Annotated in this window: 13 protein-coding genes; 5 read left to right on the top strand and 8 right to left on the bottom strand. The window is 64.0% G+C overall.

What is annotated here, in order from left to right; translation table 11 throughout:
- Positions 1-335: 335 nt before the first annotated feature.
- Positions 336-1,364 (bottom strand): GlxA family transcriptional regulator, encoded by a 1,029-nt coding sequence (locus G5V57_RS22010; protein ID WP_165169683.1) that lies wholly within the window; start codon positions 1,362-1,364, stop codon positions 336-338.
- Between the two features lie 112 nt (positions 1,365-1,476).
- Between G5V57_RS22010 and G5V57_RS22015 the strand changes: the two genes are divergently transcribed.
- Positions 1,477-2,418: a homocysteine S-methyltransferase family protein gene (locus G5V57_RS22015; RefSeq protein WP_165169684.1), complete on the top strand. Its 942-nt coding sequence runs from the start codon at positions 1,477-1,479 to the stop codon at positions 2,416-2,418.
- 43 nt (positions 2,419-2,461) lie between these two features.
- Here G5V57_RS22015 and G5V57_RS22020 read toward each other — a convergent pair whose 3' ends face one another.
- Positions 2,462-3,052, bottom strand: coding sequence for a TIGR00730 family Rossman fold protein (locus G5V57_RS22020; RefSeq protein WP_165169685.1), 591 nt, complete (start codon positions 3,050-3,052; stop codon positions 2,462-2,464).
- 229 nt (positions 3,053-3,281) lie between these two features.
- Here G5V57_RS22020 and G5V57_RS22025 point away from each other — a divergent pair, with 229 nt between their 5' ends.
- From G5V57_RS22025 to G5V57_RS22040, 4 genes are read left to right on the top strand one after another with little or no spacing between them, the layout of a single operon-like run.
- Positions 3,282-4,988, top strand: a complete 1,707-nt coding sequence (locus G5V57_RS22025; RefSeq protein WP_165169686.1) for a LysM peptidoglycan-binding domain-containing protein — start codon at positions 3,282-3,284, stop codon at positions 4,986-4,988.
- Complete coding sequence (locus G5V57_RS22030; protein WP_165169687.1) at positions 4,985-6,898, top strand: ABC transporter ATP-binding protein/permease; 1,914 nt, start codon at positions 4,985-4,987, stop codon at positions 6,896-6,898. The genes G5V57_RS22025 and G5V57_RS22030 overlap by 4 nt, the downstream gene beginning before the upstream one ends.
- A 47-nt stretch (positions 6,899-6,945) precedes the next feature.
- The gene (locus G5V57_RS22035) at positions 6,946-7,650 is read left to right on the top strand and encodes a phosphatidylserine decarboxylase (protein ID WP_165169688.1); all 705 of its coding nucleotides are present in this window, start codon (positions 6,946-6,948) and stop codon (positions 7,648-7,650) included.
- A gap of 10 nt (positions 7,651-7,660) precedes the next feature.
- Positions 7,661-8,497 carry a phosphatidylcholine/phosphatidylserine synthase gene (locus tag G5V57_RS22040; RefSeq protein WP_165169689.1) on the top strand — a complete coding sequence of 279 codons (837 nt, stop codon included), beginning with the start codon at positions 7,661-7,663 and terminating at the stop codon, positions 8,495-8,497.
- Between the two features lie 63 nt (positions 8,498-8,560).
- On the opposite strand, the gene G5V57_RS22045 is transcribed toward G5V57_RS22040, so the two are convergent.
- From G5V57_RS22045 to G5V57_RS22070, 6 genes are all read right to left on the bottom strand, one after another.
- Positions 8,561-9,514 (bottom strand): substrate-binding domain-containing protein, encoded by a 954-nt coding sequence (locus tag G5V57_RS22045; protein ID WP_165169690.1) that lies wholly within the window; start codon positions 9,512-9,514, stop codon positions 8,561-8,563.
- A gap of 119 nt (positions 9,515-9,633) precedes the next feature.
- The gene (locus tag G5V57_RS22050; RefSeq protein WP_165169691.1) at positions 9,634-10,587 is read right to left on the bottom strand and encodes an ABC transporter permease; all 954 of its coding nucleotides are present in this window, start codon (positions 10,585-10,587) and stop codon (positions 9,634-9,636) included.
- Positions 10,588-10,596: 9 nt separating this feature from the next.
- Positions 10,597-12,111: a sugar ABC transporter ATP-binding protein gene (locus tag G5V57_RS22055; protein ID WP_165169692.1), complete on the bottom strand. Its 1,515-nt coding sequence runs from the start codon at positions 12,109-12,111 to the stop codon at positions 10,597-10,599.
- Between the two features lie 406 nt (positions 12,112-12,517).
- Positions 12,518-12,862: a hypothetical protein gene (locus G5V57_RS22060; protein WP_165169693.1), complete on the bottom strand. Its 345-nt coding sequence runs from the start codon at positions 12,860-12,862 to the stop codon at positions 12,518-12,520.
- Positions 12,863-12,963: 101 nt separating this feature from the next.
- A complete protein-coding gene (locus G5V57_RS22065; protein ID WP_165169694.1) occupies positions 12,964-14,541 on the bottom strand; it encodes a D-aminopeptidase in 1,578 nt (525 codons plus the stop codon).
- A gap of 17 nt (positions 14,542-14,558) precedes the next feature.
- Positions 14,559-15,506, bottom strand: a complete 948-nt coding sequence (locus G5V57_RS22070; protein WP_165169695.1) for a pyridoxal-phosphate dependent enzyme — start codon at positions 15,504-15,506, stop codon at positions 14,559-14,561.
- Between the last annotated feature and the right edge of the window lie 57 nt (positions 15,507-15,563).

A 15,563-nucleotide genomic window follows, 5' to 3' on the forward strand; every position in this document is an offset into this window, starting at 1 on the left:
ATACCAGACGGTCGCGTCGGGCGGAATCTAACGGAGGATATAGTTCCCGTCGCTTCATTAAATGTAAGATAGTCTGAACAGGGAGTATCGGGATCGGCGGTTTGAATTGGTGAGAAAGGGCGGTGATTGCCCTCGCGTCATCGCTGTTCAATGTCGCGCGTGCAGTCGATGACGACGGGCTGGTTGACGCCTGCGCAATCTACACTATGCCGCCCCCCAGTGATGGCTGGAGGATGGGCCAAGCCCTGGAGCCCGTGCAGGGTTAACGCGTCGCCTTTACGTGCATATATTCTGGCGCGTGAGTTCTGCGAGAAACCGGTGCTTACTTTTTCGCATCACGCGCTGAGCGCCTGGCGCAGGGCCGAGAAACGCTTGCGGTACTGCGCCGGGGTGACGCCGATCTTGCGCCGGAACAGCCGGCCGAAGAAGCTCGTATCGCCATAGCCGACCTCCTGGGCGATCGCCTCGACCGGAAGCGTCGTCGTTTCGAGCATCTGCTTGGCTTCCTCGAGGCGCAGCGACTGCACGTAGTCGAGCGGCGACAGGCCGGTGGCATGGAAGAAACGTCGGTTGAAGGAGCGCTCCGGCAGGCCGCTCATCTCGACCATCGCCGCGACCGGCGTCGCCTGCTTATAGTTGTCGGCAAGCCATTCCTGGCAGTGCGTGATCTGGGCGTCCTTCGCCTGCTTCGCGGTCACGAGCGAGGCATAGGGCAGCGCCCCCGCATGATGCCAGTCGAGGAGATAGACCTTGGCGAGCTCGATCGCCGCCTCGATGCCGACGAAGCGCGCGATCAGGAACAAGGTCAGATCCTGCCAGCTCGTGCCGCCGCCGCCCATGATGATGCGCTGTTCATCGCCGCTGACCACGAGGGTGCGGCTGCAATGCACCCGCACCTTGGGATAGGCTTCCGCCATCGCCTTGCAATAGCCCCAGTGCGTGGTGGCGTCGTGGCCATCGAGAATGCCGGCCTCGGCGAGGAGGAGCGAGCCCGAGCAGGCGGCCGCGACCACGGCACCCGACTGATAATGCCGGCGGATCCAGGCGATCTCGGCCTCGAAGAGCCCGGCGCAGCTCTCGCCGGGGGCGATGAAAAAATCCGAGATGCAAAGAATATCGGGCGGCGGCCCGTCCGCCAGCGTGTGGTGGGGCGTGATGGTGATGCCGTTGAAGGCGGGAACCGGACGAAGCTCACGGGCCACGATATAGGTGGTGGCCGCGCCCGTATCGACCCGTCCGTGGGTGAGAAAAGTCCAATCCCGTCCGGCGGATGCGAAGAGGTCGAACATGCCGTGCAAGGTCGAGCCGGTGACCTGGGGCACCGCCAGGAGGGCGACATTGAGGGGGCGGTTGTTCCGCTTCATGGCCGAAATGACCGTTTCCTTGCTGGAACAACCTTAATGCGAGTGTCGAGATTACGCTAGGTCGATGCGCCTTCGCCGGACCCTGCCGGTTCAACAAAGTTGGAGACCTGTCATGTCCAAATACCGCAAAGCGCTGCCCCTGCTGAACGGGGGCGTCTTCCTGACCGATGGTGGCCTGGAAACTACTCTGGTCTTTCATCAAGGGGTGGAATTGCCCTTCTTCGCCGCCTTCCCGCTCATCACCAGCGAGGCCGGTCGCGCGCAGCTGAACGCCTATTTCACGCCCTATCTGGAGCTCGCCAGCCGCAAGCGGGTGGGTTTCATCCTCGATACGCCGACCTGGCGCGCCAGCCCCGACTGGGGCGAGAAGCTCGGCTTCTCGCCCGCCATGATCGAGACCGCCAACCGGCTCTCGGTCGAATTCCTGGTGGAACTGCGCGACGCCTATGCCGGCAAGGTCGAGCCGATGGTGATCAACGGCGCCATCGGCCCCCGGGGCGACGGCTACCGTGTCGAGGGGCGGATGACGGTCGCCGAGGCCCGCCACTATCACGGCTTGCAGATGCGTGCCTTCGCGAGGTCAGAGGCAGATATGGTTTCGGCCGTGACCCTCAACTATGTCGACGAGGCGGTGGGCATCGTGCGGGCCGCGCAGGATTGCGATATGCCGGTGGCGATCTCCTTCACGGTCGAGACCGATGGCAGACTGCCTTCCGGCGAGGTCTTGCGCGAGGCGATCGAGACCGTCGACCGGGTGACCGGAAACTATCCGCAGTATTTCATGATCAACTGCGCGCATCCGGAGCATTTCGAAGACGTGCTGGAGCAGGGCGCCTGGCTCGGCCGCATCCGTGGTGTACGGGCGAACTCATCGACCAAGAGCCATGCCGAGCTCGACGCGGCGACCGAGATCGATATCGGCGATCCGGTCAATCTCGGCGCCCGCTACGGTGCATTACGCGGCAAGCTGCGTAATCTCCAGGTCCTGGGCGGCTGCTGCGGCACCGATCATCGCCATCTGGCGGCGATCTCGGACGCCTGTCTTGCTGCGTGAATGCAACAAGGGAATGGGTGCGCTAGACGCGCACCCGTTCCCTTCATAATGTCTTGCGGATCGGATCGGCGGGCACATTGGCAGTCGAGTGCTGCAGCCGGTCCTCAAAGACGGAGACGACATCGGCGGGCTTCTTCACCACCTCGAGCCGGAGGTCGATGCCCTCGCGGATGAACTTCTCCTGCCGCATGTGGTTGATGAGGGTGAGGAGCGGGGCCCAGTAATTGTCGATGTCGCAGATAATGATCGGCTTGGCGTGACGGCCGAGCTGCGCCCAGGTCGAGATCTCGACAAGTTCCTCGAGGGTGCCGAGGCCGCCCGGCAAGGCGACGAAACCGTCGGAGCGCTCGAACATGGTCATCTTGCGCTCATGCATGCTGGCGGTGACGATGAGCTCGTTCACATCCGTCAGCATGCGCTCCTTGTTGACCAGGAACTCCGGGATGATGCCGACCACATGGCCGCCGCCGGCGATGACCGCGCGGGCGACTTCGCCCATGAGGCCGAGGCCGCCGCCGCCATAGACGAGGCCGATGCCCCGATCGGCCATGACGGCGCCCAGCGTCCGGGCCGCCTCGATATAGGCGGGATTCCGACCGGGTCCCGATCCGCAATAAACACAAAGATGCCGCATGATTCTCCTACATTTCCCTGGTCGCGTGATGGCCGTCCGTTAAGAGCAAATCCCGCCAAAGTCGAAGAGGTTTGGCGATCAGGATTTGCGCCAGAACATTGACTTTACGCGAATCCTTTCGGCGAAGCGAATTCGCTTCGCCGGGATGCGCGTTGACCCGAATGCCGCATAAGCTTTGCAGACTCGCCAGTAACTCACTATTTACAGGCGGAAACATGGAACCGCGACAATGAAAAAACCGCTTGTAGTCTTTACCGGGGCAGCCCTTGCCACCGTAGCCGCGCTGGCGGGCCTCAAAATGACCGATTGGCCGGCGGGCGTGCCCGAGGCCCAGACGGCGACCCAGGCTGGAGGCGATACGGCCGGCAGCGGTGCCCCAACGGAAAAGGCTGCTGAAAAGCCGGCGGAAGTCGCGGCCATCCAACCTACCGAAACACCCAAGGCCGAGACGCCGGCGGCCGCCGGCCCCGCCAAGCCCGAGCTCGACACTGTACGTGTCGAGGCCGACGGCCAGGCGATCGTGGCGGGCCGCGCCCAGCCCGGGTCGGAAGTCTCTCTGAAGCTCGGCGCCGAAACCCTGGGCAAAGGGGTCGCCAATGCCGAGGGCGCCTGGGTCGTGGTGCCCGACAATCCGCTGCCCAAGGGGGCGCATGAGATCACCGTCGAGCAGAAGGCCATCGACGGCACCACCAGCACGTCCGACAAGTCCATCGCCGTCGCGGTGCCCGAGAAGCCCGGTGAGCAGGCCATGGTCGCCCTGACCGAGCCAGGGGCCGCCACCAAGGTTCTGCAAGCCGGCGGTGCCCCGGAACAGCCGGCGGCACAGCCTCAGGCCGAGAAGCCCGCCGAGCCCGCCCAGCAGACGGCCGAGGTCCAGCCTGCCCAGCCGACACCGGAACAGGCTCCCGCGGCGACCGCACAAGCCCCGGCAGCCACTGCGCCGGCGGCCGAGACCGCAGCACCGCAGGCAGGCGAACAGCCCGCGGGCCAGGCAGCCCAGCAGACGGCGGAAGCCCAGCCAACCGGCGAGCCGGCTCAGAAGACCGAGACGCCGGCGGCAGGCGAGGGAACGGCCCCCGCCGAAAGCGCAGCGCCATCGCAGGAGACCGTCGCTGTCGAGCAGCCGCAGTCCGAAGCCGCGACCGCCCCAGCGGAAACCGCTGCACCCAAGTCTGAGAAAAGCCCGGCCAAGGCGGCCGATCTCGCGCTCAGGCTCGCCGCCGTCGACTACAACGACAAGGGCGACATCATCTTTTCCGGGCGCGGCAAGCCCGGCACCGTCATCCGCCTCTATGTCGACAATCGCCCTGTCGGCGACGCCGTGGTCGATTCCCAGGGCAACTGGTCCTTCGCCGGCAGCGACATCATAGCGCCGGGCACTCATTCTCTGCGGGCCGATGAGATCGAGGGCACCGGCAAAGTCGTTGCCCGTATCGAGCTGCCGTTCCAGCGCGAGGATGCGGCGGCCGTCGCCGCGCTCAACGCCCCGGCAGAGCCCGAGCCGCAGCCTCAGGCCACCGAAACTTCGCCCGAGGCGCAGCCCGCCCCGCAGACGACGGAAGTCGCCAAGGCCGAGCCGGAAGCCACGGCCCCTGCGACCGCGGCACCCGTGACCGGTGAGCCGACGACGCCGCAGGGCACTGAGACCGAGGGTCAGCAGACTACGGCCGCCGCGTCCACGGCCGAGCCCGACCAGCCGCGCTCCGGCAAGGTCGTCATCCAGCCCGGCAACAATCTGTGGAAGCTGTCGCGCGTGATCTATGGTCGCGGCGTCAACTTCACAGTGATCTACGACGCCAACAAGGAGCAGATCCGCGACCCGGACCTGATCTATCCCGGCCAGATCTTCGCCATTCCCAATGCCAATCCGCCTGAGCAGATCGACCCCAAGCGCCGCGACCCGCTGACCAGCGCCGAGGGTGGCGCCGCGCAATGAAACGCGGCTTGACGCCGCATCAGTCGGCGCTGCGACGGGGAGACGGCAGCCACTGGCTGACGCTCAAGGACATCATGCCGCTCTTGTGGCCGGAAGGTCGCATGGATCTGAAGATCCGTGTCGTTCTCGCCATTGTGGCGCTGGTCCTCGCCAAGGTGGTCACGGTCCTGACCCCCTTCACCTATAAATACGCCGTCGATGCCTTGACCGCGAAGGGCGGCGTGCCGGCCCTCATCGTCGTGCCGGCCTTCATGATCCTGGTCTATGGCGTCGGCCGGGTGCTGATGGTGGCCTTCGCGCAATTGCGCGACGCGATCTTCGCCAAGGTCGGCCAGCGCGCAGTGCGCGAGCTCGCGATGCGCACCTTCCGCCATCTGCATGCGCTCTCTCTCAAATTCCATCTCGAGCGGCGCACGGGCGGCCTGTCGCGCATCATCTCGCGCGGCACCAACGGCATCGACACCATACTGCGCTATTCGCTGTTCAACACGCTGCCGACCGCGCTCGAGCTTTTGTTCATCTGCGGGATCCTCGCCCATTCCTATGGCTGGCTTTATGCACTGGTGGTGGCGGCCACCGTTGCCGCTTATGTCGCCTTCACCTATGTCGCCACCGAGTGGCGCATCAACATCCGCCGCGCCGCCAATGACGCCGATACCGACGCCTCGACGAAAGCGATCGACAGCCTGCTCAATTTCGAGACGGTCAAGTATTTCGGCAATGAGGAGCATGAGGCGCGCCGCTACGACGTGGCGATGGAGCGCTACGAGAAGGCGTCGATCAAGACCTGGATCTCGCTCGCCATCCTCAACGCCGGCCAGGCGCTGATCTTCGCCGTCGGCCTCACCGTCGCGATGCTGATGAGCGGCTATGCGGTCCAGGCGGGCACCATGACGCTCGGCGATTTCGTCATGATCAACGCGCTGATGATCCAGCTCTATATGCCGCTCAATTTCATCGGCTCGGTCTATCGCGACATCAAGCAGGGCCTCATCGATGTCGAGGAGATGTTCTCGCTTCTCGAGGTCGAGGCCGATATCAAGGACCGTCCCGGCGCCGTGCCTTTGCGCCCCGGCAAGGGCGAGATCGTCTTCGACCATGTCAATTTCGCCTATGACAAAGAGAGGCCGATCCTGCGCGATCTCTCCTTTCGCGTACCGAGTGGCAAGACGGTGGCGATCGTCGGTCCCTCGGGCGCCGGCAAGTCGACCATCTCGCGCCTCCTGTTCCGCTTCTACGACGTCGCCTCCGGCCGCATTCTCGTCGACGGCCAGGACATTGCCGGTGTGAATCAGAAGTCCCTGCGCGCCGCGATCGGCATGGTGCCGCAGGACACGGTGCTGTTCAACGACACGGTGCGCTACAATATCCGCTATGGCCGTCCTGATGCGAGCGACGAGGAGGTGGAGGACGCCGCGCGCCTCGCCCAGGTTCACGGCTTCGTGATGACGCTGCCCAAGGGGTACGAGTCGCTGGTCGGCGAGCGTGGCCTGAAGCTGTCGGGCGGCGAGAAGCAGCGCGTGTCGATCGCCCGCACCATCCTCAAATCGCCGCCCATCCTCATTCTCGACGAGGCGACTTCGGCGCTCGATTCGATGACCGAGCGCGAGATCCAGACGGCGCTGCGCCAGGTGTCGCGCAACCGCACCACGCTGGTGATCGCGCATCGCCTGACCACCGTCGTCGAGGCCGACGAGATCATCGTGCTGGAGCATGGTGCGATTGCCGAGCGCGGCACCCATGGCGAGCTTCTGAAGAAGCGCGGCCTCTATGCCGCCATGTGGAACAGGCAGCGCGAGGCCGACGAGGCGCGCCGGCGCTTGGCCGATATCGAACATGAGGAAGAGGAGGCGGCGGCCGAGGACGAGGCCTCAGGGGAGAGCGGCGTCGCGGCTGGCGCCCCGATCTGACATTTTCTGTCTTTTGTTAGTATTTTGAGATAGGTTCCGCAGCCGTCATGTCACTTGCCAACACCATCACCTCGGTCTTCGTGCCCATCCACCGTGAGGGGTGGCGCTTCGTCGCCATTGCCGCCGCCGTCACCCTGATCCTCTATTGGCTCGATCTCGATCTGCTGGCGCTCCTGGCGCTGGTGCTCACTTTGTGGTGCGCCTATTTCTTCCGCGATCCCGAGCGGGTGACGCCGGTGCGGGCGGGCCTCGTCATCTCGCCGGCCGACGGGCGGGTCAGCGCCATCGAGAGTGTGGTGCCGCCGCCCGAGCTCGACCTGCCGCGCGAGCCCTTCACCCGCATCTCGGTTTTCATGAATGTCTTCGACGTGCATATCAACCGCTCGCCGGTCGATGCGCGCATCGCCCATATCGCCTATGTGCCGGGGAAGTTCCTCAATGCCGAGCTCGACAAGGCGAGCGAGGACAATGAGCGCCAGGCGCTCACCCTCGAGTTGGATGACGGGCGCAAGCTCGGCGTCGTGCAGATCGCTGGCCTCGTGGCCCGGCGCATCGTGAAATTCGTCGAGGACGGCGACATGCTGAAGGCCGGGGAGCGTTTCGGCCTCATTCGCTTCGGCAGCCGCGTCGATGTATATCTGCCGAAGGGCGTCAGCGCCCTGGTGGTCGTCGGGCAGCGCGCGGTGGCGGGTGAAACCGTCCTCGCCGATTTCACCTCGCAGGAGTCCGAGCGTGCCGGCCGGCGCAATTGAGGAGAAGGCGATGACGACTCTCCCCGGTTCCGAAGACGAAACGATCGACAAGAGCCAGCGCGAGCAGCGTCTGCGCCGCTTCAAGCAGGTGCCGATCCGCATCCTGGTGCCCAATCTCATCACGCTGCTGGCCCTGTGCAGCGGCGTCACTGCCATCCGCCTCGGCATGGAAGGGCGCTACGAGCTCGCCGTCGGCGCCGTCATCCTGGCCATCGTTCTCGATGCCATCGACGGGCGCCTCGCCAGGTTCCTGAAGGGCACGTCGCGTTTCGGCGCCGAACTCGATTCGCTCGCCGACTTCGTCAATTTCGGCGTGGCGCCGGCCATTCTGATCTATCTGTGGTCGCTCAATTCGCTGAAGAGTCTCGGCTGGGTGGTCGCCTTGTGCCTGGCCATCTGTTGCGCTCTGAGGCTCGCGCGTTTCAATGTCGCCATCGACGATCCGGACAAGCCCGCCTGGATGATGAACTTCTTCACCGGCGCGCCGGCACCGGCGGGCGCCGGCCTCGCCATGGCGCCGATGTATCTGGGCTTCCTCGGCCTCATTCCCGACGGCCATGAGGTGGCCTGGCTGGTGCTTCCCTACACCGCCGCCGTGGCGCTTCTGATGGTGAGCCGGGTGCCGACCTATTCGGGCAAGACCCTGGGCTCGCGCATCAGCCGCGACCTCGTATTGCCGCTGCTCGGCGTCGCAGCGCTCGTCGTCGTCAGCCTGATCACCTTCACCTGGGAAATGCTGACTGCGATGTCGCTGCTCTATATCGCGCTGCTCCCTGTCGGCGTGCGCTCCTATCGCCGCCACAAGGCGGAGTATGAACAGCGCAAGGCGGAGACGGCTGCGGAGTAGGGGCGGAATGTTTAGTCCGCGGAGGCTGTGCGCGACGGCCCAGCCTCCGCCAGCTGAACGCAATTAAAAAACGCTGTCGGGATTGTAGAATTTCTCCGCATTGTCCTTGGTGATGATGGGGGAGGGCAGCACGGTCTCCTTCGGCGCTTGCGCACCCGCCAGGATGGCCATCAGCCGGTGGAAGCCGGCGCGCCCGATCTGATCGGAATTATTGAGACCGGTCGCGGCATAGTTGGTGCCCTCCGTCATAATCTCCTTCAATGTGCCCTTTTCGCCATCGACCGAAGCGAGGAAAATGTCGCCGCTGCGGCCGGCATCCTTGATCGCCTTCTGAGCGCCCTGGCACATGGAATCGTTCTCGCAGAAGACGGCCGATATCTGCGGGTGCTTGGTCAGCATGTCCTCCATCAGCTTGAAGCCGCCATCGACGCTCCAGCCGCCGAAATCGGGCGCTGCCTCGACCTTGATCCCGGCCTTCTCGACTTCCGACAACATGCCGTCGGTTCGCGCGAGCCCGATGGAATTGTCGGCCGGACCGCCGCGCAGGACCACCACCAGGCCCTGGCCGTTCAGCCGCTTGACGATATATTGCCCGATGCCGACGCCGATCGCGTAGTTGTCGGGGCCGATCCAGCTGGTGAAGTCGCCGCCTTTCAGCATGCGATCGACCAGCACGACCGGGACGCCCGCCGCCTTGATCGCATCGAGCGCTTCGGGTGCCGCCTCGATCCAGGCGGCGCTGACGATCAGCCCGTCGACCTTCTGGCTCAGCAGATCCTCGACATTGGAGGTGAGCTTGGCGGCGTCGCCCTTGGCGTCGGTGGACAGCACCGTGACATTCGGGAAGACCTTCGCCTCATCCTTGATCGCCTGATCCATGCCGACGAAATAGGAGCAGCACAGGGAAAGGTTGACGACGCCGATCTTGAGGTCCTTGGCGGCGGCGGGCAGGTGCGCCGTCGCTACTGTCATCAGTGCGAATGCGCCAAGTAAAAAGAGCTTGCCGAGATGTTTCATGCTTCACTCCCTTTGATGTGGACCCCGCCATTCCACGATGGCGAAGGTCCGAGGCTTCAAGGCTCTAATTTGCGCATCGGCTCGTCCGAAAAGTCTGCGACTTTTCGGGCCGAGCTTCCTCAGGCCGGTTTTCGCCTGGCCAGTACCGCGATCAGGATGATGATGCCTTTCAGGAACTGCTGGTAATAGGACTCGACATTGAAGAGATTGAGGACGTTGTCGACCAAAGCGAGAGCAATGACGCCGCCAAACACACCGGATACGCGTCCGCCGCCACCGCCGAGAATGCCGCCGCCGATGACGACGGCCGCGATCGCGTCGAGTTCATAGCCGACACCGACGCTTGGCTGCGCGATGCCAAGCCTCGAGGCGAGCAGCACTCCGGCCAGGCTGGCCAGGAAGCCGGATGCCATATAAGCGGCAATGATATGCTTGCGGACATTGATGCCGGCGAGCCGAACCGCCTCTTCGTTCACGCCGATCGCATAGACAGCCCGCCCGGATACTGTGTGCGAGAGATAGAACCAGACCACCGGCAGCGCGAGCAGGAAGATGAGCGTCGGCACCGGCATGGGGCCGATGAAGCCACCGCCGAGCAGGCTGCGAAACAGGGGATCGACCGGATATTGCGGCGTATCGGAATACATATAGAGAAGGCCGCGCAGGCTGCCCATCATCGCCAGGGTGACGATGAAAGGCTGGAGCTTGAAGCGGGCGATCACAAAACCGTTGAAGAAGCCGACCGCGAGCCCCATGGCAAGTGCTATGGCGATCGCCAGCGGAAAAGGCATATGCGCCTGCAGGCCGGTGGCGAGCAGACCGGCGAAGGCCAGCACCGAGCCGACCGAAAGATCGATCCCGCCGGTCAGGATGACCAGCAGCATACCGAGGCTCAGCAGGCCGTTGGTGACGATCTGGCGCGAAATGCTGGTGAGATTGCGATCGGTGAGAAAGACCTCCGAGGCAAGGCTTGCGGCAATGATCAGGACCAGTACGGCGAGCGCGAAGGCCGCGTTGGTCAGAGCCGTTGCGCCATAACGGCTGCGGAGCTTTTCTGTCGCCTGGGCAAGCATCGGAACCCTTTACGCGCTGAGGCGGCTGTGCTCGACACCGGCCGCGAATGAGAACACCATTTCCATCGAGAAATCCTTCCGCTCGAGTTCGCCCGCGATGCGCCCGTTGCGCATGATGACGACGCGATCGCTCATCCCCAGTATCTCGGGCATCTCCGACGAGATGAGCAGGATCGCCAGGCCCTGATCCGCCAGGTCGGCGATCATTCTGTAGATCTCGACTTTGGTGGCGATGTCGACGCCGCGCGTCGGTTCATCGAAGATGAAAAGTCGGACCTTGTCGACAAGCAGCCATTTGGCCAGCACGATCTTCTGCTGGTTGCCGCCGCTGAACTGCCGCGCCGGCCTGTGCGGCGCGCGCGGCCTGATCGCGAGCTGGTCCAGCTTTGCGCCCACCCTCTTCGATTGCAGGGGAATATTGAGGACGCCGTGACGCGAAATTGCTTCCATCGAGGCCAGTCCGCCATTCTCGATGGCGCTGAGCTCAAGAGCGAGGCCATCAGTCTTGCGATCCTCGGTAACCATCACGATGCCACGGCCGATTGCCGAGCGGGGATCGGTGATCGCCGCCTTGTGGCCGTCGATACGGATCTCACCCGCCGTGGCAGGGCTCGCGCCGAAGATCGCCTTGGCGACATCGGTGCGGCCGCTTCCGACAAGGCCGAACATGCCGACGATCTCGCCGGCGCGGATCTGGAAGGAAACATCCGTGAAGATGCCCTCGCGCGAAAGTCCTTCGCATTCGAGCACGGTATTGCCCAACCGAGTGTCACGTTGCGGGTAGATGGCTTCGAGCGAGCGGCCGACCAAAGCGCGAATGAGCTCATCGCGGGTGATGCTTCGGGTTTCGGCGCTGAGCACCGCCGCGCCATCCTTGAGCACGAGGGTGTGGTCGGAGATCTCGAAGATCTCTTCGATACGGTGAGAGATATAGAGCACCGTCGTTCCGAGCGACGTCAGATGCCTGATCTTTTCGAAGAGGAGTTCGGCTTCGCGCGCCGACAGCACCGCCGTCGGCTCATCCAGTATGAGAATGCCCGGCTCATCGATCAGAGCCTTGGCGATCTCGACCATCTGTTGGAGGGAGACGCTGAGATCGGAGGTGCGCGCATCGACATCGATATTCTTGAAACCAAGCGCGCTCAAGGCTTGCCGGGCAAGCGTCTTGGTTGCCGGCCAGTCGATCCGCCAGGAGGGGCCGCGGTGGGGCATCCGCCCCAGAAGCAGGTTTTCCGCCACACTCAGATGCGGCAGCAGGCTCAGCTCCTGATAGACGGTGCGGATTCCGAGCGTCATCGCCTGCGATGGGGACGTGATTTCGACCTCCGCCCCATCGAGAGCGATTCGGCCGCTGTCGGGCAGGATCGCGCCGGACAGGATCTTCATGAGTGTCGATTTGCCGGCGCCATTCTCCCCGCAGACCGCCAGCACCTCTCCGCGTTTAGCCGAAAACGAAACATCCCTCAGCGCATGTGTGCCGTCGAAGCTCTTGCTCACGCCACGGACGCTGAGTTTCTCCGTCATAAGCGGAGCCCCTCGCCAAATAGGCAGGGCACGTCATGTTGCGGCGGCATGGCGCAAATCCTCCCGAGGGGCTCGGAGATCGACACTCTATGACGGTGGCGTTCAGGCAGGAAACGTTAGGTCAACAGCAAAACAGCGTCAACGGATATTGCTCTATGGCGGGCCAGCCAACTCGAACATCGGCGCCAGTGTTGATGACACTGCTCGATGCCGGATATTTCATCCGCTGCCCATGATCGAAGAACTACCGGCCCAGCCACAAGCTGCTGCCTCTGGCGAGCTCGCTGTTGCGCGATGGTCGCCTTCGGCTCATCCATCATTTTTCGGCGACGATGTCAGGTCAAAACTCGACGCTGGATCGCAGTCCAGCACTGTTACCATAATTCGGGGAGAGGGCTGGAGGTGATCAGGCGCCCCCTCTGACGTCTCGCATAGCGGCAAACCATTGCTTCAGATCAGCAGTGAGCGCGGCGGCCGGCTCGCATTCCAAGCCGTTGTGATCGAGGACAGGCAGGCTGAGCGCCTCCGTCATCCACGCCAAGTCATTGATCAGTTCTTCCATGGTCTCGCCGCGGGGCCGCATGAAGTCTTCGGTCCAGTTGTAAGGCAGCTTGTCACAATTAGTTTGATAGAAGGCTTCGACTATGCCGTATTCAACAGAGGTCACATTCGAAATCACATGGACGCGGCGCATGACCCGATAATTCCAGTAGCCGGTCTCATCATCTTCGCTCGGCTCATTCTCGTTCATCGTCTCTCTCTATCCCTTGGGGCTTGAGCCGCGGCGTCCTCAAGAGACTTGCTGGCGAGTTTTCGGTATAGCTTGATGCCCGTATTGACAAGCCCTCAGCCTCAGAAGCCCTGCCTATCCCGCCTCTCGAACCGCACCTTGCGCGCCAGCCAACAGCCTACGCTGACGCTCGTGATCCGCCCGCCGCTATCGCGCTCGAAGGTGAGCGTCCAGATGCCGGGCGCCGGCGCATCCATGGAGCGCTGGCATAGCAGGCGCCAGATGTCGGGGCCGGCCGGATAGAGGGGCTGCATCGCGCCCTTGCCGAGGGGGCCCTCGAAGGCGCCGTAGAAGGCGCCGCCCCTCTCGGTGATCTCGAAAACGGCGTCGAGCTCGGCACTGTGGAAGCGGCCCGCTATGTCGGTTTGGGCCTCACCGTCGAGGCGGCTGAGCGTGCCATTGAGATTGTCGGCCGCCCGCGTCAGCTGGATGATGTCGCCGTCGCGCTTGAGGGTCATCGCCGGCGATGCCGCCTGATGGGCGCTTGTGAGGTCGAGCATTTCGGCGTCGGTGGTGAAGCGGGCCGAGACCTGTCCGTCCTTGGCGCCTTCGCTGATATCGAGCAAAAGGCCGGTCGCCGGATCGAAATAGGCGCCGGTCCATTGCGGGTCATAGGCGATGGCTTTGCAGGCGGGCTCGGCCTGGCCGAGGCTTGCGCGCAGCACACGCATCGACGCTTCGCGTGCGCTCGACTGGTGATTGAAAAGGACGACAACCGAGAGGCGCTCCGCCGCCGCATGCACTCGGTGGCAGCGGAATCCACGCAGCGCGCCGCCATGGCCGGTGAGCGCCAAGCCGTTGCTGTACATAAACGCGAGGCCGAAGCCGTAGTAGGCCGGCCGCCCATCGGCGAAAACGGGCCGCGCCGACAGACGCCGATAAAGTCCGTTGGCGTCGTCGCGGGTGCGGTCGATGAAATGCTCCCAGGCGATCATGTCGTCGAGGGAGGCGACGATGCCCGCATCGCCGGTCCAATGGATGTTGTTGACTGCCGGAATGAAGCCGAAGGCTTCGTTTCCTTCATAGCCGACAACACCGCCCGGCAGCGTGCCGGTCTCGGGATGGAGCCGGGCCGTCGCCATGCCGGCGGGGCCCAGAATCCTCTCCAGCAGAAGCTTGCCGAAATCCTCCTTCGCCGCGGTCTCGATCATATCGGAGACAAGGCGGAAATTGCCGTTCGAATAGGAATACTGGCTGCCGGCGGGGAAATGCAGCGTCTCGGTCTGGCCGATCAACGCCTCGGCATCGGCCGGGCGGAATTGCCCTTCGGGCTTCGCCCCTGAGAGCACGGTGAGCGCCCAGTAGTCGCGCAGGCCCGATTGATTGTGGCAGAGATCGACGATGCGCGGCGGCTTGTCCCGCAATTTGGGCATGCGGGCGCGCAGAGCGTCGTCGAGCTGGTCCGGATCGGCGAAACGGTCGAGCAGCAGCGCGCAGGTGAACTGCTTGCTGATCGAGCAGATCGGAAACAGTGTTTCGGGCGAGAAGGGCACGCGGCGCTCGAGATCGGCGAAGCCCCAGGCATGGCGCGCGATCACGGCGCCGTCCTTGACGACGGCGACGGCGCCGCCCGGTCCCTTGAACTGCTGAGGCAGGTCGGCGATGGCGCGGTCGATGTCCGGCAGAGCGGTCTTGGTCATGGAACGGTATCTTCTCTTCAGTTTCGGGCAAGCGACAGGATTGTGCGAGGATCGACATTGGCGCCGCACAGCACGACGACATTGGCGGTTTCCTCCGCCGAGGGGCGCCGTTTGAGGAAGCCGGCATAGGCCAGCGCCGCCGCACCTTCGACGATCAGATTTTCCTTCAGTACGAGGTCCTTGAGGGCGGCCGCGATCTCGGCCTCATCGCATTGGACGATCTCATCGACTGTCGCCATGGCCAAGGGCAGGGTCATGCTGTCCTCGTCCATGCCGCCGGCGACGCCGTCGGCGAGGGTGGGATGATGCTCGACCTCGACGACGCGTCCGGCGCGAATGGCAGCCGCCAGCGCCGCCGAATTCTCCGCCGCGACGCCGATGATCCGCGTTTCGGGCGAGAAGCTCTTGAGCACCGCGGCGATGCCTGAGATGAGGCCGCCGCCGCCCATGGCGATGAAGACCGTGTCGATTTGCTCATGCTGATCGAGAAGCTCGAGCCCGATGGTGCCTTGCCCGGCGACGATGTCAGGATCGTTATAGGGCGAGACATAAACAAGGCCGCGCCGGCGCGCCGCCGCCTGGGCATGCGTTTCGGCCTGGCCCGATTCATCACCCTCGAGCAGGATCTCAACGCCATAGGCCTCGATGCGCGCGAGCTTCGCTTGCGTCACCGTCTTCGGCAGCACCACGGTGAGCTTGTTGCCGGTGAGGGAGGCGGCCTTGGCGCTGGCGATGCCGTGATTGCCCGAGGAGGCGGTGATGAGGCCCTGTCCCTTCTCGATCGCCGTCATCTTGCTCGCGGCGCCGCGGAACTTGAAGGAGCCCGTATGCTGGAAGTTCTCGGCCTTGAAGAAGAGCGAGGTGTCCGAGCGCGCCGGCAGGAGCGGGGTCTCGTAGACAAAATCGCGAATGCGCCGCCGGGCCTTGACCGCCAACGCCGCCTGCTCAAGCACGATGTTTTCCATTGGCTGTTCCCCTGATCCCGAATTTCCCGGTCTTGTTGTCGCGCGCGGTGGGGGCTG

Origin of the sequence: Nordella sp. HKS 07, from assembly GCF_011046735.1 — a bacterium.
Lineage (GTDB): Bacteria > Pseudomonadota > Alphaproteobacteria > Rhizobiales > Aestuariivirgaceae > Taklimakanibacter.